Raw genomic sequence first — 17701 nt, forward strand, 5'->3', positions numbered from 1 at the left:
GGGGCGCTTAGAACGTGTTCACGTTCTCGCGAGCTAGGGCGAGACAAGGCAAAAGCGGCTGAGGAAGCGGAGTTTACAAATAGTAAATGAGCATTCCGAAGGCGTTTTTAACGCAGTATCGCCGACGCGCAGCAGATCGTGAGCAGGCTCTTAGAACGGCACGGTCATCCGCAGCTTGAACTCCTCGCCGCGGGCGCGGTTGGCCACCTGGCTTTCCTGCTGCCACTTGGCGGTGACAAAGAAGCCCTTGCCGTTGTCGTACTTGATGGACGGCCCGATGGCGAAAGCCTGGCCGCGGTTGCCATGCGCCGGCACGTTCGGCCCCTGGTCATCGCTGATCTGGCGGTAGGCATAGCCCCCCACGCCGGCCACCCAGCCATTGCCGAAGCCCCAGCCCAGCGCGTAGTCGGCATGCAGCTCCTGGCCGCTGCGGTAGTCGGTGTCGCGGTTTTTCCAGTTGTAGTCGTACATCAGCTTCAGATCGGCATTGATGCCCTTGGGCTGCACGTAGCTGATGGCCACCAGCGGTTCCACGTTCCAGTAGTTGCGGCCAACGTTGACCAGGTCATTCTTGTCGAACTGGCCGGTGGGGGCATTCACATCCAGTCCCACGTAGTAGTGCAGCTTGTCCGACACATGGTAGGCGGCGCCACCGCCCAGCACGATGTCACCCAGCTCGCGCTTGCGCTGCGACTGGCCGTCCACCGTGGCGTCCAGCTCCACCAGCGGGGTGATGGCGTGCAGCGCCAGCTTGCCGCCGGCCAGTGGCTGCTCGGTCACCCAGATGAAGCGCGGTGCCACGGCATTGGCACGCAGCTTGAAGTTCACCGGCAGCTGCGCGCCGTCGTTGCCGCGCAGCGAATCGGCGCTGTAGCTGGAGGCATAGCCCAGCACGTAGAAGCCCGCCGGCGGCAGCGCGCCGGTCAGGTAGTTCTCGTTGCCGTTGGGGTACATGCCGCCGCCGTTTTCGGTGGCCAGACTGCTGGCTGCCAGGGTGGTGCTGGCGAGCAGGGTGACGATCTTTGCTGCTGTGTGCATGGTAAAACTCTCCGTTTTATGTGTTTGTCATTATGTGTGAGCGTGAAAAAGCGCTGCCTGCAATGCAACACAGGCGGGACGGGCAGCGCGGCGTCCCGCTGCGGGTAGTGGCCATTGCCGGGCGTCGGGGTAGCGACGTACGGTCTGGCCGGCCACCGCCGGGTTGGCAGTGGCCAGAAGCGGCCGGATTCTGCCTGCTTCTGCTAGATCGGGTACTGCTGCGGCAGGGTCTGGATGCTGATCCAGCGCAGCTCGGTGAATTCGTCTATGGCACCGCGGCCGCCAAAACGGCCGTAGCCACTGTCCTTCAGGCCGCCAAACGGCACCTGCGCCTGGTCCTGCACCGTGGGGCCGTTGATATGGCAGATGCCGGATTCGATGCGCCGCGCCACTTCCAGCGCCTGCATCACATCGCGGCCGAACACCGCCGCCGACAGACCGTATTCGGAGTCATTGGCCAGCGAGATGGCTTCCTCCACGTCGTCAAAACGCAGCACCGCCACCACCGGGCCGAACGATTCCTCGGCATACAGCCGCATCGCGGGGGTGACATGATCCACCACCGTGGCAGCCATCACGCTACCGCGTACCTGGCCGCCGGCCACCAGCTCGGCACCCTTGCCCACGGCATCCTGCACCATGGCCAGCACCCGGCTGGCGGCGCCGGCGCTGATCATCGACCCCAGCGCGCAATCCGCCTCGCCCGGCAGGCCGGCTTTCAGGCTGCGCGCCTTGTCGGCCAGCCGCTGCACGAAGTCGTCGGCAATGCGCGCGTCCACGATGATGCGTTCGGTGGACATGCAGATCTGCCCCTGGTTGAAGAAGGCGCCGAAGGCCGCCGCCTGCACCGCGGCATCCAGGTCGGCATCGGCCAGCACCAGCAGCGGCGCCTTGCCGCCCAGCTCCAGCAGGCAGCGCTTCAGATAGCGAGCCGCCACTTCGGCGATGCTGCGGCCAACCCGGGTGGAGCCGGTAAAGTTCACTCGCCGCACGGCAGGGTGGCGAATCAGCGCCTCGACGACCGTGGCCGCATCGGCAGGGGCGTTCAGCACCACGTTCAGCACCCCCGGTGGCAGACCGGCCTCGGCCAGCACTTCGCCCAGCAGGCGGTGGGTGTAGGGGCACAGCTCGGAGCCTTTCAGCACCACGGTATTGCCACAGGCCAGCGGCATGGCTACCGCGCGTGCCGCCAGCAGCACCGGCGCGTTCCACGGTGCAAACGCCAGCACCACGCCGGCAGGCTGCCGCAGCACCATTTCGATGGCGCCTTCGCGGTTGGAAGGCGGCAGTTCGCCCTGGATCTGCGTTACCAGCGCCGCCGCCTCGCGGAAGATGCCGGCTGCCAGCTGGCAATTGAATGCGCCCCAGGCCGCGGTGGCGCCGGTTTCGGCGCTCATCGCCTGGCTGAACTGTTCGCTGCGCGCCAGGATCAGCTCGGCGGCGCGGTTCAGCAGCTCACGCCGCTGCTGCGGCAAGATGCGCGACCAGGTGCCAAACGCTGCCGTGGCGGCATTCACCGCTGCCATGGCGCTTTCCACCGTGGCGGCAGCCGCCTGGCTGGCGATGCTGCCGTCAATGGGGTTCAGGCAGTCGAAGCTGGCGCCGTCCGACGACGGTACGTCCTGGTTGTTGATGAACAGCATGGCTTGCAGCATGGCGCTACTCCGTAGGGCGCCTCGAAAAACCCTGATTTCTAAGCGAGACAAGGCGCGAACGCAAAATTCTGACGCAGCATATATTTGATATGTAAGGAGAAATTTTTCGTGAGCAACGCAGTATCGCGACGAAAGCGGGAGTTTTTCGAGGTGCCCCGAAGTCGTGCCGCTAGCGGCTGCTCAGGACGGGGTGTTGTCCTTGTGTTCGCTGTCTTGCTCTGCCTCGCCGCGCATGCCCTGCTTGAAGCCGCGCACCGCACCGCCGAGGTCTTCACCGAGGCTGCGCAACTTGCCGGTGCCGAATACCAGCACCACTACTGCCAGCACGATCAGCCAGTGCATCAGGCTGAATGAACCCATGGAATGTCTCCTTAACAACTGTCGATGCGCCCGTGTAGCTGGAACTATCGATACGCCAGCGATGCTGGCTCCCGGCGGGGCCGTGCATGACGGCTCCGCCGGTAAGTCAAGGCTGGAGATGCCGACCCGCGTGGCTTGCGGGCCGGGCATCGATCAGGCCTTCTTGGCGTATACGTTGCACCAGCCTTTGCCGGCTACCTGCTTGCCACCCAGCATCGGACAAGGGGCGAACGCGTCGGTGGCCTTGCCCTGGTAGAACTGGCAGTTGCTACAGGACTGGCCGGCGGCGTATTTCGGGTGCTTGGCCTTGTCCATCTTGCTGGCATCGGCGGCATAGCCCAGCGCTACGGCTGCCGGGTCTTTCTCGTCCACTTTCGGGGAAGCGGCCAGCGCGGTGCGGGCTACGGCCAGGGCGGAAACGACACCTACGCTCTTGATCAGAAAACTGCGACGCGATTGCATGTTTGACTCCTGTGTCTACCGGCGGCGCTGCCGCCGGCCTTGCGGCTGTGAAAGATGTGTCAGAACGGGTATGGGCGCGGCTGGAACTGCACCGTCACCCACTGGGCACGGGTGAATTCCTCGATCGCCCACTCACCGTTGAAGCGGCCAAGACCGGAATTCTTCTCGCCACCGAATGGCGCATTGGTCTGGTCGTCCACGGTGATATCGTTAATGTGGCACATCCCGGCACGAATGCCTTTGGCAAAACGCAAACCTCGTGCGTAGTCACGGGTGAATACCGCGCTGGACAAGCCGTATTCCGACGCATTGGCCAGCTGCAGGGCATGCGCCTCGTCGCGGGCCTTGATCACCGGCAGCACCGGGCCGAAAGTTTCGTCCACGGCAATCGACCAGCTCGGGTCCACATCCACGAACAGGTGCGGCGGCAGCACATTGCCATGCGGCGCGCCGCCCACCAGCAGGCGGGCGCCGTCTTTTTTCGCCTGTTCGATCTTGGTCAGCACGCTGTCCAGCTGCTTGCCGTTGATCAGCGGGCCGACGATGTTGGCCGGGTTGGCCGGGTCGCCATACGGCAGCTTCTCGATGCGCGCCTTGAGCGCCGCCACCAACTGGTCGTGCACTTTGGCATCCACGATCACGCGGTTGGTGCTCATGCAGATCTGGCCCTGGTGCAGGAAGCGGCCAACTACCGCCGCCTGCGCCGCCAGTTCCACATCGGCGTCGTCCAGCACCACCAGCGGGGCGTTGCCGCCCAGCTCCAGCGCCACGCGCTTGATGTGCTGCCCGCCGGTGGCGATGCGGCCAACGTTGCGGCCAACCTCGGTGGAACCGGTGAAGGAAATCAGGCTGGGCACCGGGTGGGCCACGAAATGGTCGCCGATCTCGCTGCCGGCACCGGCCGCCACGCTGAACAGCCCCGGCGGCAGGCCGGCTTCTTCGTAGATCTTCGCCAGCAGCAGGCCGCCGCACACCGGGGTGTCGCTGGCCGGCTTCACCACCACCGCATTGCCCAGCGCCAGGGCCGGAGCGATGGAGCGGGCGGTAAGGTGGTAGGGGAAGTTCCACGGGCTGATCACGCCCACCACGCCCAGCGGCGCACGGTAGACGCGGCTTTCCTGGTTGGGGATGGCGGAGGCCAGGATGCGGCCTTCCACCCGGTTGCAGAATGTCGCCGCCTCCTGGGTGATGCGACGCGCGCTGTCCCATTCGATGATGGCCTTCAGGCGCGAGCTGCCGGATTCACGCACGATCCAGTCCTGGATCTCCTCGGCGCGTGCCAGCATGATCTCCACCACGCGCTGCAGCACGGCGGCGCGTTCTTCCGGCAGCCGGGCGGCCCATTCCGCCTGAGCGGCATCGGCAGCGGCATAGGCGGCATCCACGTCGGCACGGCTGGCCAGCTGCAGCTCCAGCAGCGTGTCGCCGGAGTAGGGGTTGCTGTCGATCAGGCGCTGGCTGCTGCCGCCCAGGCGCCACTGGCCGGCGATCGGCTGCAGTTCGAAGCCGTCGTAAGCTTGCTTGCTCATGTCTGTTTCCTTGCTCAGATACGGATGCCGGACTTGCCCGGTGCCAGAATGCCGTTCGGGTCCAGCGCGCGCTTGATCTTGCGCTCCACCTCGCGCTTTACCTGGCCGTAGCTGTTGGCCACCCGTTCCTGGAAGGCGGTGTTGACGCGGTACACCGCGTAACCATGCTTCTCGAACTCGTCCAGCAGCTCGGCAAAACAGTCGTGGGCGCGCTTGGTTTCTTCCTCGCTGCTGCGGTCGTACAGCACGTCGATCACGTGGTGCATGTCGCGCCAGCCGACGATGAACTCGCCCACGTAGTCGAAGCCGTACTTGTTGAGGATTTCCTTGGCCATCTTGGCCTGCTTGTCGCACTCGCTGCCGCGCGCCTGGCTCACCGGGGCGAACCACATCGAGCCACCGCCGCCGCGCCAGTTGTACAGGCCGAATTCCTGCAGATTGGGCACACCGGACATCAGCTGCGAGCGGTACTTGAACGGCTGGCGGTCACCGGCTTCTTCCTGGGTGACGATGCGGCCCTTGCCGGCCTTTTTCAGCACCTCGGTGATGATCTTCCAGTTCACATCCACCTGCTCCTGCGTGCCGTACAGCGCGGCATACACGTTCCAGGCACCCAGGTCCTTGTCCTTCTGGATCTGCTTGATGATGTGGTCCGGGGTGTGGCCGGGGGTGGTGATGTAGTCGGAACGGCGAGTGTTGCAGGTGGCGGCTTCCCACAGCGTGCCGGCAATCACCACCGCATTGGGGATGATGTTGGCGATGCGCAGCGGGCGCAGCATTTCCACGATCTCGCTGATGTCGGCCTCGTTGTCGAACTTGATCTCGAACGGCTTGAACACCGGCGGCTTGGGCATCAGCCAGAAGCCCATCTTGGTACAGATGCCGTAGTTGGCCTGGGTGAACATGCCATCCAGCGTCGGGCCGTAACCCCACTTGAACACCTGCCAGGAGTTGCTGCCCTTCACCCCGCCCATGCCGGTGCGCAGCACGTCGCCATTGGCCAGCACCAGCTCCATGCCGCACTGCATCAGGAAGTGCTCGCCATACGGGGTGTAGCCCACGCCGCGGTCCATGGTGTTGCCCACCGGGCCGGCAATGGCGGACGGCGCCGAGAACGACAGCATCAGCGGCAGCTTGTGCTCCTCGATGTAGTCGTACAGCATCTGGTAGGTCACGCCCGGCTCCACCAGCGCGGTGCACAGCTCCGGGTCGATGTGGATGATCTTGTTCATCTTTTTCAGATCGAGCACGATCTGGCCGCGCTCCACCGGCGCGGCGGAGCCGTAGCCGAAGTTGCGCCCGGTGGAGATCGACCACACCGGAATCTTGTACTCGTTGCAGATCTTCACCACCGCCTGCACTTCTTCCACGCTGGTGGCCATCACCACGGCGGAAGGGGTGTGCTTGGCGGCATCCACCGCCATCATCACCTTGGTATACGGTTGCAGGTGCTCGGCGGAAGTCAGGACATTGTCCTTGCCCAGCGCGGCGGTGAATTTCTTGATGGCCGCGTCGAAGCGGGCCTCGGTAACGCCTTTGGGCAGGGCGAGATATTTGCTAGCCATGGGGTAACTCCGGTCAGATCACGCAGCAGAAGGAAACGCAGTGCTGTCCACCCGGCTGGGTGGCGGCGGTAACCGCATCCGGGCGGCTTACCAGCTCACGGCCCAGCCCTGCGGCCAACTGCACGGCGGCGGCATCGTCGCCAAGACGGTGCTGCTGTTGCGACAGCACGCGGCCGCCGGACGAGCGCACCAGATCCAGCAGCACGATGGCGGTGGCGTCATCCACCAGGCCCACCAGCATGGCGCTCTGGCTGTCCTGTGCCAGCGCGTGGATATGGTTCAGCAGCGAGCCATCCAGCCCGTTCAGATTCAGTGCCGGCTGCTGCTGCATGCCGAACTGCTGGCTGGCGGCGGTAACGCCGGCCAGGAACGGGCTGTCTACCGCGCTGCCGCTTACCACTGCGGTCAGCGGCATGCTGCCCATCTGCTGCACGGTATCTGGCAGGCTGTTGGCCGCATGGGCCAGCGAGCCGCCGGTAAATGCCAGGCCAACGGCAGCCAGGCCCTTGAGCAAGGTGCGACGATCAGTACTCATGTGCGTGCTCCTTACTGTTTCGGCTTGGCGTTGGCGAGGTAGGTCGCCAGGCTTTGCAGGGTGGCGTCATCGATATCGCTGACGCGGAAGGCCGGCATGGCGCGCAGCCCGCTGCGCGGAATCAGCTTGAATACCGCCTCCGGCAGGCCGCGGCCGATCAGCACCGGGCCGATGCCGGCTTCGTGGCACTTGGCGCACACTTTTTCGTAAAACTGCTGGCCCTTGCTGATCTCTGCCTCGCCCTGTGCCTGCGCACTGGCAAACGGCAGTGCCAGCAACATGGCCAGGGTCACGGCCGGCAGTCGGCCTGCACCCATCCTGGTCCCGTTGTTCACCATTTGTTCTCCTAGATGTTGTGTGTGTCTGCCGCTGGTCGTTCAGGGGAGTGTTGCCCTGCTTCGCTTGTTGGCAGTCGCTCCGTCCGATGGTCTTTTCTTGATGTATTGCAATGTATTTGCAAGACCGATCTGTTACTGGAGCGGAAACTCTAAGCGGGAAGCGGTGCTGCCTCAATGTCGCTTTTTGGGGTTGTTTGATACTTTTTTGGGAAATGTAGTGCCGCGACTACGTGTTGCAAGCTATTGAAATGCCTAAAAAATGCTTGTCATGCCGCTGCGCAGTGTTTCATGCCGCTGCTGCTGCGGCGCACAAACAACAAAGCCCTTGCCGTGGGGGCAAGGGCTTTGTGTGGGGGCTCAAGTGGGTTTAGTCGTGCAGGTCGGTCAGCGCCACCGCTTCCGGGCTGGTTTCGCGGCTGATCAGCAGTACCGCCAGCAGGATCAGCCCGCCGCCGGCGATCTGCAGCAGGCTCATGGATTCGCCCAGGAACAGCCAGGCCAGCAGGATGGTTACCACCGGCTCGGCGGTGGATAGCAGCGATGCCTGGGTGGCGCCGGTATGCTGCAGCCCCGCCAGGAATAGCGCCAGCGCCGCGACAGTACCCAGCAGCACGATGCCGAAAATGGCGCCCCAGCCAGCCGCTGTCTGCGGCAGGTGCATGCCGTTCAGCAGCAGCCACACGCCGTAGCAGGCCGCCGCCGAGCTGACCACCACGCAGGCCGAGGTGAGCGGGTGGCCACTGTCGGCCAGCCGGCTGCCGGCCAGGATATACAGCGAGTAGATCAGCGCCGAGGCCAGGCCCAGCAGCAGGCCCAGCGGTTGCGCCTGAAAGTCCAGGCCGATGGTGACCAGCAAACCGCCCAGCGCCAGGCTGGTGGCCAGCAGGCGACGGCGGGTGAACGGCTCTTTCAGCAGCAGGGTGGACAGTACCAGCACAATCGCCGGGAACAGGTACAGCAGCAGGGCGATGGTGCCGGCATTGGCATAGCGCAGGCCGCTGAAGTAGCAGGCGGACATGCCGGCATAGCCCAGGCTGCCCATCAGGATCAGCACCAGCAGCGATTTGCCGCGCGGCCACGGCAGGCCACGGTACAGACACCACGGCAGTAGCAGGCAAGCCGCCAGGCCAAAGCGCAGGAACAGCAGGGTGGGGGTGGAGGTGCCTTCGGTGTAGGCGTAGCGTGCAAAGATTGCCATGCTGCCGAAGCCGATGGCGGACAGCAGTATCTGCACCTGGCCAAGCAGGCGCTGGGAAGATTGGGGAGTCATGCCGGAAATCGATAAGTTGGCGAATGGCGATTGTAAGCAGCATTCGCCGGCGGCACAGCCCCCCCAATGGCAAACGTCATGTTCTGCAACCCTGCCATTGCCAATGGCAAGGCGGCGCGGCAGGGTTGGCCGCAACCACGTTTACTCGCTGCCGGCGCGCTCCACTACCAGGATGCGGGCCTCGCCCAGCGGGTGGGCGATATGTTCGCAGCCGGCGGCGGCGTAGAAAATATCGCCGGCTTCCAGCAGTTGCTGCTGCTCGCTGCGGTCGGCCAGCCGGTAGTGCATGCGCACCGTGCCATCCAGCACCACGAACAGCTCGTCGCCATCGTTGACATGCCAGTGGTAGGGCTGATCGGTCCAGTGCAGGCGGGCGCTGATGCCATCCAGGCGGGCAATGTCCTTGGCGCCCCAGGCGCGGCTGGCGGTAAAGTCGCGGGCGCGGGTGAATTGCATCATGTCGGGTCTCCTCGGTGGTGGGCGCTACGGCAGGGGAATGGCGTGCATTGTGCGCGCGCATTCCCCGCCTGACCGGGGGTGAAGCCGACCTGTTGCGGACAGATCAGGCCAATATATGGCCTGTCGGTATCCCTATTGCTGAGCTGCTTGCGGCCAACTTGCGGACTATTGGCGGCACCTCAGCGCAGGTCGCGCAGCACCTCGCGCGCGGCGTTGTGGCCGGGGGCGCCGGTTACGCCGCCGCCGGGGTGGGCGCCGGAGCCGCAGGTGTACAGGCCGCGTATCGGCCCGCGATAGTCGGCGTGGCCCAGCATCGGCCGGGCGGAGAACAACTGGTCCAGCCCCAGCGCGCCGTGGAAGATGTCACCGCCCACCAGGCCAAAGGTGCGTTCCAGGTCCAGCGGGCTCATGATCTGCCGCCCCAGCACCGACGCCTTGAAGTTGGGGGCGTAGCGGTTGACGGTGTCTATCATCAGGTCGGCCACCGTTTCGCGGTGGTCATCCCAGCTCTGGCCATCCGGCAGCTGCGGTGCCACGTGCTGGCAGAACAGGCTGGCCACGTGCTGGCCCGGTGGCGCCAGCGAGCTGTCCAGCGTGGATGGAATCAGCATTTCCACGATGGGCTGCTTCGACCAACCGTGGGCGCGGGCATCGTGATAGGCGCGCTCCATGTACTGCAGGCTGGGGGCGAGGATGATGCCGCTGGCGTGGTGCTCGGCCTGCACCTTGCCCGGCAGGCAGCTGAAGTCCGGCAGCTCGGACAGCGCCACGTTCATGCGGAAGGTGCCGGAGCCGCAGCGCCAGTTTTCCATGCGGCGCAGGAAGTCATCCGGCAGGGCAAGCGGGTCCACCAGCTTGGTGTACAGCAGGCGCGGGTTGAGGTTGGACACCACCACGCGCGCATCCAGCCGCTCGCCGGTGCTGGTTACCACGCCGCAGGCGCGGCCATTGTCCAGCAGCACCTCGGCCACCGGGCAGCCGGTGCGGATCTCCACCCCCAGCTCGCCTGCCGCCTTGGCCATGGCCTGGGTAATGGCGCCCATGCCGCCGATGGCGTGGCCCCAGGTATTCTTCTTGCCGTTCACCTCGCCGAACACATGGTGCAGCAGCACGTATGCCGAGCCGGGGGTGTAGGGGCTGGCGTAGTTGCCGACGATGCTGTCGAAGCCGAATGCCGCCTTGATCGGGTCGCTCTCGAACCAGCCATCCAGGTAATCGCCGGCCGACTTGGTGAACAAATCCAGCAGATCGCGCTCGGCGGTGATGCCCAGCTTGCGCATGCGGTTGCCTAGCCTGGTTGCTTTCAGCAGCTCTGGCAATGCGGCCAACCAGCCTCCCTGCACGCGGTTGGGCGGGGTTTCCAGCAGCAATTCGCGCAGCACGTCGGCAGCCACTTCCAGCTGTTGCGAGTAGGCATCCAGCCGCTCGGCGTCGCGCTGCGAGAACTTGGCCACCTCGGCGAAAGTGTTGCCGGCGCCGATCTTCAGATACTTGCCGTCTTCCAGCGGCAGGAAGTTGGACAGCGGCCGCTCGACAATGCGCAGGCCATGCCTGGCCAGCTGCATGTCGGCGATTACCTTGGGATTCAGCAGCGACACGGTGTAGGAGGCCACCGAGTTGCGAAAACCGGGGTGGAACTCCTCGGTCACCGCCGCGCCGCCCACCACCTGGCGCTGTTCCAGCACCGTGACTTTCAGCCCGGCACGGGCCAGGTAGAACGCACACACCAGGCCATTGTGGCCGCCACCGATGATGATCACGTCGCGCATCTGTTGTCTCCTTGTGGGCAATAGCCAGATTGTCGAGCGCTGCTCGGCAGATTGCATTGCACAAGCTGACGAAATGCCGGATATTTTTGTGCACTTTGACGACAAAATTGGCAAAACGCATGGACACTACCGATCAGCGCCTGCTGGCCCTGCTGCGCGACAACGCCCGCGCCAGCACCAGCGAACTGGCGCGCCAGCTGGGGCTGTCGCGCACCACGGTGCAAAGCCGTATCGAGCGGCTGGAGCGCGAGCGGGTGGTGATCGGCTACACCGTGCGCACCAGTGCCGAGCACGACGCCGGCCAGGTGCGGGCGCTGGTGATGATCACCGCCGAGCCGAAAAAGACCCCAGCGATTGAAAGCGCGCTGCGACCGCTGCCGCAGGTGCGCACGCTGCATTCGGTCAGCGGCATCTACGATTTCATCGCACAGCTGGAGGCGCCGTCGGTAGCGCAGCTGGACGCGCTGGTGGATCGCATCGGTGCGCTGGATGGGGTGGAGCGCACCACCACGTCGATTCTGATGACGACGCGAATTGATCGCTGACAAGCAATATATTGATAGGACTTGCGGCCAACCTGTTGGCGGCGTAACCTCGTCGCGCCTGCAATCGTTGCAGGTTTGCTTTGTTATGGAGCGCATCATGAATCTGCTTGTCTGCGCTGCGACAAGCTGGCATACCAGCCTGACGCAGTCTCACTGGTACAACCTCGACATCGTTCTGACCTACGACTTTCCCCGCGCCTGATGTTCCTGGCAGCCGCCCGGCTGCGCCCAAGCTTTTCCCCTTCGCACAATTGAACTGAATATCGCCCGTGGCATTGCCACGCCCTGCGCCTGCCCGCTATTTGCCGCGAGCCGGTGCCGTCGGCGTGCGCGCATCTGCCGTGGGCCAAGGAGCATCACATGGCACGTCGTATCCCCGAACCGTTCCGCATCAAGATGGTAGAGCCGATCAAGCAGACCACTGGCGACTACCGCCGCCAGGCTCTGGCCGAAGCCGGCTGGAATCCCTTCCTGCTGCGTGGCGAGGATGTCTATATCGATCTGCTGACCGACAGCGGCACCGGCGCGATGTCCGACCGGCAGTGGGCCGGCATCATGACCGGCGATGAAGCCTATGCCGGCAGCCGCAACTTCTATGATCTGGAAGCCACGGTAAAAGAGGTGTTCGGCTACCACTACACGTTGCCTACCCATCAGGGGCGCGGCGCCGAGCAGATCCTGTTCCCGGAGCTGGTGAAGCGCTGTCAGGGCGACAAGCCGGTGTTCATCTCCAACTATCACTTCGACACCACCAAGGCGCACGTGGAGATTGCCGGCGCCCGTGCCATCAACATCCTCACCGACAAGGCGCTGGACACCACTACTGCCTACGACTGGAAAGGCGATTTCGACCTGCCGCGGCTGGCGGCCACCATTGAGGAAGTCGGTGCGGCCAACGTGGCCGGCCTGATCATCACCGTGACCTGCAACAGCGCCGGCGGCCAGCCGGTGAGCATGCACAGCATCCGCGAATCGGCGGCGCTGGCGCGCAAGCATGGCATTCCGGTGATCATCGACGCGGCGCGCTTTGCCGAGAACGCCTGGTTCATCCAGCAGCGCGACCCGGATTACGCCCGCCTGAGCGTGGCCGAGATCGTGTACGAGATGTTTAGCCATGGCGACATGTTCACCATGTCGGCGAAGAAGGACGCGCTGGTGAACATCGGCGGCCTGTGCTGCTTCAAGCAGGATCAGGCGCTGTTCCAGAGCGTGCAGGTGCGCTGCGTGGCGATGGAAGGCTTCGTCACCTACGGCGGCCTGGCTGGCCGTGACATGGCAGCACTGGCCATCGGCCTGAAAGAGGGTATGGACGAGGGTTACCTCGCTTACCGTATCGGCCAGGTAGCCTATCTGGGCGACAGGTTGGCCGCAGCCGGTATCCCGATCCAGACCCCGACCGGCGGGCACGCGGTGTTCGTGGATGCGCGCAAACTGCTGCCGCACATCCCGGCGGAACAATTCCCTGCCCATGCGCTGGCCTGCGAGCTATATATCGAAGGTGGTATCCGCGGCGTGGAAATCGGCTCGCTGCTGCTGGGGCGCAACCCGGCCAGTGGCGAGCAGGAGCCGTCGCCGTTCGAGTTGCTGCGCCTGACCATTCCGCGCCGGGTGTACACCAACGACCACATGGATTACATCGCCGACTGCCTGATCGACATCCGTGAGCGTGCCGCCAGCATCCGTGGCCTGACTTTCGAGTACGAGCCGCCGATCCTGCGACACTTCACCGCGCGACTGAAGCCGGTATAAGCGCCTGTTCAGCGCCTTGAACGGGCTCTAAGGCCGACGGGCGGGGCCTGCCCCCGCCCTTGCCGGCGCTATCCCGCAGGGGAGGGCGCATGAAACTGTTAGTCTTGCTTGCGCTGCTGCTGCCCGGCTGGGCGGCAGCCACCACGGTGGAGCTGTCGCTGTCGGGCAATGCCCTGATCTACAGCGGCGAGTTGAACGCCGCGGCCAACCAGCGGCTGTTCCGGCTATACGAGCAGCTGGAGCCCAAACCCGGACTGCTGGTGATTACCAGCGAAGGCGGCAACTTCGAGCATGGCCTGGCGCTGGGGCAGTGGGTGCATGCCCGCCAGATGCGGGTAAGCGTGCCGCGCTACTGCAATTCTTCCTGTGCCAATTACGTGTTTACCGCCGCCAGCGCGCGCGAGCTGGGGCTGTATGCCATCGTGGCGTTTCATGGCGGCATGATGGACACCCGCGACCGCATCGGCCAGATGCTGCTGCGCTACCCGGAACGCCAGCGCCCGCTGGTGCAGCCACGCATCGAGGCGATGATCCGCGACAAACAGCAGCGCGAGACCGCCTTCTTCCGCCAGATCGGCGTCGACCAGAGCATTACTTCCTATGGCTACCGGCCGGAGTTCCGCAGTGGCATCCAGCGCTATGCGGTATGGAGTTACAGCCTGGACATGCTGCAGCGCTTTGGGGTGGGCAATATCCGCATTACCCCGGACGACCGCTGGTTCCCGCGGCCAAGCAATCAGGGCCTGATGCTGATCAGCGCCCCTGGCGAGTTTGCCTGTGTACCGCCGGGCATGGCCATTGACCGGCTGATCGATTGTCGTGATGGGCGGGTGCTACAGGGTTGAATCAGCAGTCTGTTTGCTGTTGATAATTATTCTTGATATGGTGCCGGTTTTGCCCCAGCTGTCACACCATGAGCCTACCGCCACTGCAACAACTGCCTGCCGACCTGGTAAGCGCTGCCGACTACCAGCGCTATGCCAGCCAGTATCTATCTGCCAATGCCCAGGCCTATATCGATAGCGCCGCTGCCGATGAGTTGAGCCATGCGGCCAACCTGGCGGCTTTTGGTCGCTACCAATTGCAGACCCGGGTACTGGCCGACGTGCGCGGCGGCCACTGCCGCAGCGAGCTGTTCGGCCTGCAGCTCAGCCACCCGCTGCTGCTGGCCCCCATTGCCTACCAGAAACTGGCGCATGCCGATGGCGAGCGTGCCGCCGCCTATGCCGCCACGGCAGTGGGTAGCAGCATGCTGGTCAGCACCCTGGCCAGCACGCCGCTGGAAGACATCGCCGCTGCCGCGCAGGCGCCGCTGTGGTTCCAGCTGTACTGGCAGCCGCAGCGCGAGCTCACCCTGCAGCTGGTGCAGCGTGCCGAGGCCGCAGGCTATCGCGCGCTGGTGTTGACGGTGGATGCGCCGCTGGCCGGCGTGCGCAATGCTGAACAGCGCGCCGGCTTTGCGTTGCCGCCCGGCGTGTATGCGGCCAACCTGCCGGAGCAGCAGCCGCTGCCAGAGCTGGAAACAGGGCAGAGTATGGTGTTCGAGGGTTTCATGGCACAGGCGCCAAGCTGGCAGGACATCGCCTGGCTGCGCGCGCATACCCGGCTGCCCATTCTGCTCAAGGGCATTCTGTCGCCGCACGATGCGCTGCTGGCGCTGGAGCATGGGGTGGATGGCTTGATCGTGTCCAATCACGGCGGGCGGGTGCTGGATACGGTGCCAGCCAGCCTGGACGCGCTGCCGGCCATCGCCGGCGTGGTGGCTGGCCGCGTACCGCTGCTGCTGGACGGCGGCGTGCGCCGTGGTACTGACATCCTCAAGGCGTTGGCGCTGGGTGCCAGTGCGGTATTGATTGGCCGGCCATTCGTGCATGCACTGGCAGTGGCTGGCGCACTGGGCGTGGCGCATCTGCTGCGCATCCTGCAGGAAGAACTGGAAGTGGCGATGGCACTGACCGGCTGCCGCACGCTGGCAGATCTCGGCCCGGACGTGTTGTGGACGCCTCACGGCAAGGCATGAAAAATGGCGCTCCCCTGTGGGGGGAGCGCCATTCAGGCTGCGGTGCGGGCTTACTCGGTAGCCGATTGCAGCCTTACCTGCGGCCCCGGGCTGTTGCCGTCCATATTGGCTACCAGCTCGCGGCCTTGCATGCGCAGTTCGCCATCCACGAACAGGCGGGCGTCCACCACGTAGCGGCGCCCGCTGCTGACCGCGCGGCTGTCGTAGCACAGCGAATAGGCGGCCGGGGTGCCGACCTTTTCCAGCGACTGCTCCGCAACCACGGCGGGGGCATTGTCACTGTCGGTGATATCCAGCAGCCGCAGGCGCAGCAGGGTCTTGTCGCGCGGGTACTGGATTTTCTCCAGGTAGAAGGCATTGCCGTTGAGGTAGGCCAGGCTTGGCTTGCCGGTGCTGGCGCAGGCGGCCAGCAGCGAGGCGCTCAGTCCGAGCAGCAGGGTACGGCGTTGGGTATCGTGGCTCATGGTGCGGGCTGTTCCAGTTTCGGGTTGCCAAGGGTTACCAGCTGGCTGTCGCTCGGGCGCCATTCACCCTGCAGGCGCCAGGTGCCGGCCTTGTCCTGCAGCCGCACATACCAGTGCGCGGCGTTGTGGGCGGCGATCCTGCCCTGATACAGGTTGTCACCCTGACGCTGCAGGGTAATGGTCTGGTCATCCTGCTGGCGGGTAGGGTGCAGCAGTTGCAGCTCCAGCGTGGCCGGCAGTGGCTGCTTGCTGCTGGTGATGATGCGCACTCCCTGCTGGTCGTCGCTGAACATGGCCTGGGCCTTGATGCCCAGGCTGACGGCGGCCTTGTCGCGGCTCAGCTCCAGGTTGATGTCCTTGCCACGCTTGTAGTAGTCGTCGTTCACCATGTCGTCGGCGCTGCTGATTGCCAGCTGCAGGGTAACGATGCCGGCGATCACGGCCAGCGCCGGGCCGGCCATCAGTAGCCATGGCCAGCGGTCCTTGTACCAGGGGGTGGGCTTCCCGGTGGTTTTCTGCATGTCATTCCCCGATAAAACTGGATTTTTCATGTACGGTGCTGCCGTCTTCCAGCGATTCCACGGTGAAGTGGATTTCGTGGCTGCCCTTGGGGGCTTCTTCCGGCTCCACCTGGACGCGTACGGCAATCAGTTCGTTCTCGGTGGGCTGGACGGTGATTTCCTTGTGATCGGTTTCCAGCTTCATGTCGTCCATGCCCTCGACTTCGATACGGAAATGCCGCACTTGTTCCGACACGTTCATGATGCGGATGCTGTAGCTGTTTTCCAGGCGGCCATCATCGGTTTCGCGCACCAGTGAGGCGCGGTCGCGGATGACGTCTACCTTGAATGGTTTGCGCACTGCCAGCGAAGTCAGTGCCGCGATCAGGATGATGCCCAGCATCAGGACATACATCACCACGCGCGGGCGTTTCAGGCGCGACCAGAACTGGCTTTCCGGGTATTTGCCTTCGAGCGCGGCCTCGGTGGTGTAGCGGATCAGGCCCTTGGGGCTGCCCACTTTCACCATCACCTCGTCACAGGCGTCGATACAGGCGGCACAGCCGATGCACTCGTATTGCAGGCCGTTACGGATGTCGATGCCCACCGGGCATACCTGCACGCAGATGCCGCAATTCACGCAGTCGCCCAGGTTCTGCTTTTCCTGGCCTTTCTTGCGCGCGCCGCGCGGCTCGCCGCGTTTCTCGTCGTAGGAGATGATCAGCGTGTCTTCATCGAACATGGCGCTCTGGAAGCGGGCGTACGGGCACATGTACTTGCACACCTGCTCGCGCATATGCGCGGCCAGCAGATAGGTGAAGCCGGCGTAGAAGAACATCCAGAAGGTTTCCCAGGTGCCGTAGTTGAACGTCGGCAGCGCGGCGATCAGATCATGCATCGGGGTGAAGTAGCCCACCAGGGTGAAGCCGGTCCACAGCGAGAACACGATCATGATGGCCTGCGAGCTGCCCTTGATGCGCAACTTGCGCAGGCTCCAGGGTTCCTTGTCCAGCTTCATGCGTTTGTTGCGGTCGCCTTCCACCCATTCCTCGATCCACAGCATGATCTCGGTGTACACCGTTTGCGGACAGGAGTAGCCGCACCATAGCCGGCCGGCAATGGTGGTCCAGGCAAACAGGCCAAAAGCGCAGATCATCAGCAGTGCCGCCAGGTAGACGAAGTCCTGCGGCAGGATGGTGAGGCCGAACAGGTAGAACTTGCGGTTTACCAGGTCGAACAGTACTGCCTGGCGATCGTTCCATTGCAGCCAGGGCAGGCCGAAGTAGAACAGCTGGGTGCCGAGCACGAACAGGATGCGCCACTTGGCGAACAGGCCGCTCACGCTGCGCGGGTAGATTTTTTTCTGCGCGGCGTACAGGGAAACGGTTTCCAGTTTGGGGTTTTCGACTTTGACGGCGATGTCTTTGAGCTTGTCGGTCATGG

General features: G+C 64.3%; 18 protein-coding genes. 4 read left to right on the top strand and 14 right to left on the bottom strand.

The features are described from left to right. Window positions 1-150: 150 nt before the first annotated feature. The 11 genes from ACFOKJ_RS13300 to ACFOKJ_RS13350 all read right to left on the bottom strand — a co-directional run bounded on the left by ACFOKJ_RS13300 (window position 151) and on the right by ACFOKJ_RS13350 (window position 10980). On the bottom strand, window positions 151-1038 hold the full coding sequence (locus ACFOKJ_RS13300; RefSeq protein ID WP_390280380.1) for a SphA family protein: 888 nt from the start codon (window positions 1036-1038) through the stop codon (window positions 151-153). Between the two features lie 203 nt (window positions 1039-1241). Beyond that, window positions 1242-2693: an aldehyde dehydrogenase gene (locus ACFOKJ_RS13305; RefSeq protein ID WP_390280382.1), complete on the bottom strand. Its 1452-nt coding sequence runs from the start codon at window positions 2691-2693 to the stop codon at window positions 1242-1244. A 180-nt stretch (window positions 2694-2873) separates the two neighbouring features. Further along, the gene (tatA, locus tag ACFOKJ_RS13310; protein ID WP_390280384.1) at window positions 2874-3053 is read right to left on the bottom strand and encodes a Sec-independent protein translocase subunit TatA; all 180 of its coding nucleotides are present in this window, start codon (window positions 3051-3053) and stop codon (window positions 2874-2876) included. A gap of 153 nt (window positions 3054-3206) precedes the next feature. After that, window positions 3207-3515, bottom strand: a complete 309-nt coding sequence (locus ACFOKJ_RS13315; RefSeq protein ID WP_390280386.1) for a high-potential iron-sulfur protein — start codon at window positions 3513-3515, stop codon at window positions 3207-3209. A 59-nt stretch (window positions 3516-3574) separates the two neighbouring features. Then, window positions 3575-5044, bottom strand: a complete 1470-nt coding sequence (locus tag ACFOKJ_RS13320; protein WP_390280388.1) for an aldehyde dehydrogenase family protein — start codon at window positions 5042-5044, stop codon at window positions 3575-3577. 14 nt (window positions 5045-5058) lie between these two features. Then, the gene (locus ACFOKJ_RS13325; protein WP_390280391.1) at window positions 5059-6609 is read right to left on the bottom strand and encodes an FAD-binding oxidoreductase; all 1551 of its coding nucleotides are present in this window, start codon (window positions 6607-6609) and stop codon (window positions 5059-5061) included. A gap of 13 nt (window positions 6610-6622) precedes the next feature. After that, a complete protein-coding gene (locus ACFOKJ_RS13330) occupies window positions 6623-7144 on the bottom strand; it encodes a hypothetical protein (protein WP_390280394.1) in 522 nt (173 codons plus the stop codon). Window positions 7145-7155: 11 nt separating this feature from the next. After that, window positions 7156-7482 carry a c-type cytochrome gene (locus tag ACFOKJ_RS13335; RefSeq protein WP_390280397.1) on the bottom strand — a complete coding sequence of 109 codons (327 nt, stop codon included), beginning with the start codon at window positions 7480-7482 and terminating at the stop codon, window positions 7156-7158. Between the two features lie 367 nt (window positions 7483-7849). Then, window positions 7850-8752, bottom strand: coding sequence for a DMT family transporter (locus ACFOKJ_RS13340; RefSeq protein WP_390280400.1), 903 nt, complete (start codon window positions 8750-8752; stop codon window positions 7850-7852). A 141-nt stretch (window positions 8753-8893) separates the two neighbouring features. Beyond that, window positions 8894-9208, bottom strand: coding sequence for a cupin domain-containing protein (locus tag ACFOKJ_RS13345; protein ID WP_390280440.1), 315 nt, complete (start codon window positions 9206-9208; stop codon window positions 8894-8896). 182 nt (window positions 9209-9390) lie between these two features. Continuing rightward, entirely contained in the window at window positions 9391-10980 is a 1590-nt protein-coding gene (locus ACFOKJ_RS13350) for a phytoene desaturase family protein (protein WP_390280403.1), read from the bottom strand. A 119-nt stretch (window positions 10981-11099) separates the two neighbouring features. Here ACFOKJ_RS13350 and ACFOKJ_RS13355 point away from each other — a divergent pair, with 119 nt between their 5' ends. The 4 genes from ACFOKJ_RS13355 to ACFOKJ_RS13370 all read left to right on the top strand — a co-directional run bounded on the left by ACFOKJ_RS13355 (window position 11100) and on the right by ACFOKJ_RS13370 (window position 15294). Further along, complete coding sequence (locus ACFOKJ_RS13355) at window positions 11100-11525, top strand: Lrp/AsnC family transcriptional regulator (protein WP_390280406.1); 426 nt, start codon at window positions 11100-11102, stop codon at window positions 11523-11525. 360 nt (window positions 11526-11885) lie between these two features. Continuing rightward, window positions 11886-13274: a tryptophanase gene (locus tag ACFOKJ_RS13360; RefSeq protein WP_390280408.1), complete on the top strand. Its 1389-nt coding sequence runs from the start codon at window positions 11886-11888 to the stop codon at window positions 13272-13274. 89 nt (window positions 13275-13363) lie between these two features. After that, window positions 13364-14119, top strand: a complete 756-nt coding sequence (locus ACFOKJ_RS13365; protein WP_390280410.1) for a hypothetical protein — start codon at window positions 13364-13366, stop codon at window positions 14117-14119. 68 nt (window positions 14120-14187) lie between these two features. Beyond that, window positions 14188-15294, top strand: a complete 1107-nt coding sequence (locus ACFOKJ_RS13370) for an alpha-hydroxy acid oxidase (RefSeq protein ID WP_390280412.1) — start codon at window positions 14188-14190, stop codon at window positions 15292-15294. A gap of 50 nt (window positions 15295-15344) precedes the next feature. On the opposite strand, the gene ACFOKJ_RS13375 is transcribed toward ACFOKJ_RS13370, so the two are convergent. Genes ACFOKJ_RS13375 through ccoG form a run of 3 tightly spaced genes read right to left on the bottom strand, consistent with a single transcriptional unit; the run spans window position 15345 to window position 17699 of the window. Continuing rightward, on the bottom strand, window positions 15345-15758 hold the full coding sequence (locus tag ACFOKJ_RS13375; RefSeq protein ID WP_390280414.1) for a YbaY family lipoprotein: 414 nt from the start codon (window positions 15756-15758) through the stop codon (window positions 15345-15347). Next, window positions 15755-16279, bottom strand: coding sequence for a FixH family protein (locus ACFOKJ_RS13380; RefSeq protein ID WP_390280416.1), 525 nt, complete (start codon window positions 16277-16279; stop codon window positions 15755-15757). The genes ACFOKJ_RS13375 and ACFOKJ_RS13380 overlap by 4 nt, the downstream gene beginning before the upstream one ends. Window position 16280: 1 nt before the next feature. Continuing rightward, window positions 16281-17699 (bottom strand): cytochrome c oxidase accessory protein CcoG, encoded by a 1419-nt coding sequence (ccoG, locus tag ACFOKJ_RS13385; protein WP_390280418.1) that lies wholly within the window; start codon window positions 17697-17699, stop codon window positions 16281-16283. Window positions 17700-17701 lie beyond the last annotated feature (2 nt).

The organism is Vogesella amnigena (genome assembly GCF_042648905.1).
Classification (GTDB): domain Bacteria; phylum Pseudomonadota; class Gammaproteobacteria; order Burkholderiales; family Chromobacteriaceae; genus Vogesella; species Vogesella amnigena.

Coding starts and splice junctions, on each gene's coding strand:
- ACFOKJ_RS13340 (WP_390280400.1), bottom strand. CDS start 8,752: ATGACTCCCCAATCTTCCCAGCGCCTGCTTGGCCAGGTGCAGATACTG.
- ACFOKJ_RS13360 (WP_390280408.1), top strand. CDS start 11,886: ATGGCACGTCGTATCCCCGAACCGTTCCGCATCAAGATGGTAGAGCCG.
- ACFOKJ_RS13345 (WP_390280440.1), bottom strand. CDS start 9,208: ATGCAATTCACCCGCGCCCGCGACTTTACCGCCAGCCGCGCCTGGGGC.
- ACFOKJ_RS13305 (WP_390280382.1), bottom strand. CDS start 2,693: ATGCTGCAAGCCATGCTGTTCATCAACAACCAGGACGTACCGTCGTCG.
- ACFOKJ_RS13380 (WP_390280416.1), bottom strand. CDS start 16,279: ATGCAGAAAACCACCGGGAAGCCCACCCCCTGGTACAAGGACCGCTGG.
- ACFOKJ_RS13325 (WP_390280391.1), bottom strand. CDS start 6,609: ATGGCTAGCAAATATCTCGCCCTGCCCAAAGGCGTTACCGAGGCCCGC.
- ACFOKJ_RS13365 (WP_390280410.1), top strand. CDS start 13,364: ATGAAACTGTTAGTCTTGCTTGCGCTGCTGCTGCCCGGCTGGGCGGCA.
- ACFOKJ_RS13350 (WP_390280403.1), bottom strand. CDS start 10,980: ATGCGCGACGTGATCATCATCGGTGGCGGCCACAATGGCCTGGTGTGT.
- ACFOKJ_RS13375 (WP_390280414.1), bottom strand. CDS start 15,758: ATGAGCCACGATACCCAACGCCGTACCCTGCTGCTCGGACTGAGCGCC.
- tatA (WP_390280384.1), bottom strand. CDS start 3,053: ATGGGTTCATTCAGCCTGATGCACTGGCTGATCGTGCTGGCAGTAGTG.
- ACFOKJ_RS13315 (WP_390280386.1), bottom strand. CDS start 3,515: ATGCAATCGCGTCGCAGTTTTCTGATCAAGAGCGTAGGTGTCGTTTCC.
- ACFOKJ_RS13335 (WP_390280397.1), bottom strand. CDS start 7,482: ATGGTGAACAACGGGACCAGGATGGGTGCAGGCCGACTGCCGGCCGTG.
- ACFOKJ_RS13320 (WP_390280388.1), bottom strand. CDS start 5,044: ATGAGCAAGCAAGCTTACGACGGCTTCGAACTGCAGCCGATCGCCGGC.
- ACFOKJ_RS13300 (WP_390280380.1), bottom strand. CDS start 1,038: ATGCACACAGCAGCAAAGATCGTCACCCTGCTCGCCAGCACCACCCTG.
- ccoG (WP_390280418.1), bottom strand. CDS start 17,699: ATGACCGACAAGCTCAAAGACATCGCCGTCAAAGTCGAAAACCCCAAA.
- ACFOKJ_RS13355 (WP_390280406.1), top strand. CDS start 11,100: ATGGACACTACCGATCAGCGCCTGCTGGCCCTGCTGCGCGACAACGCC.
- ACFOKJ_RS13370 (WP_390280412.1), top strand. CDS start 14,188: ATGAGCCTACCGCCACTGCAACAACTGCCTGCCGACCTGGTAAGCGCT.
- ACFOKJ_RS13330 (WP_390280394.1), bottom strand. CDS start 7,144: ATGAGTACTGATCGTCGCACCTTGCTCAAGGGCCTGGCTGCCGTTGGC.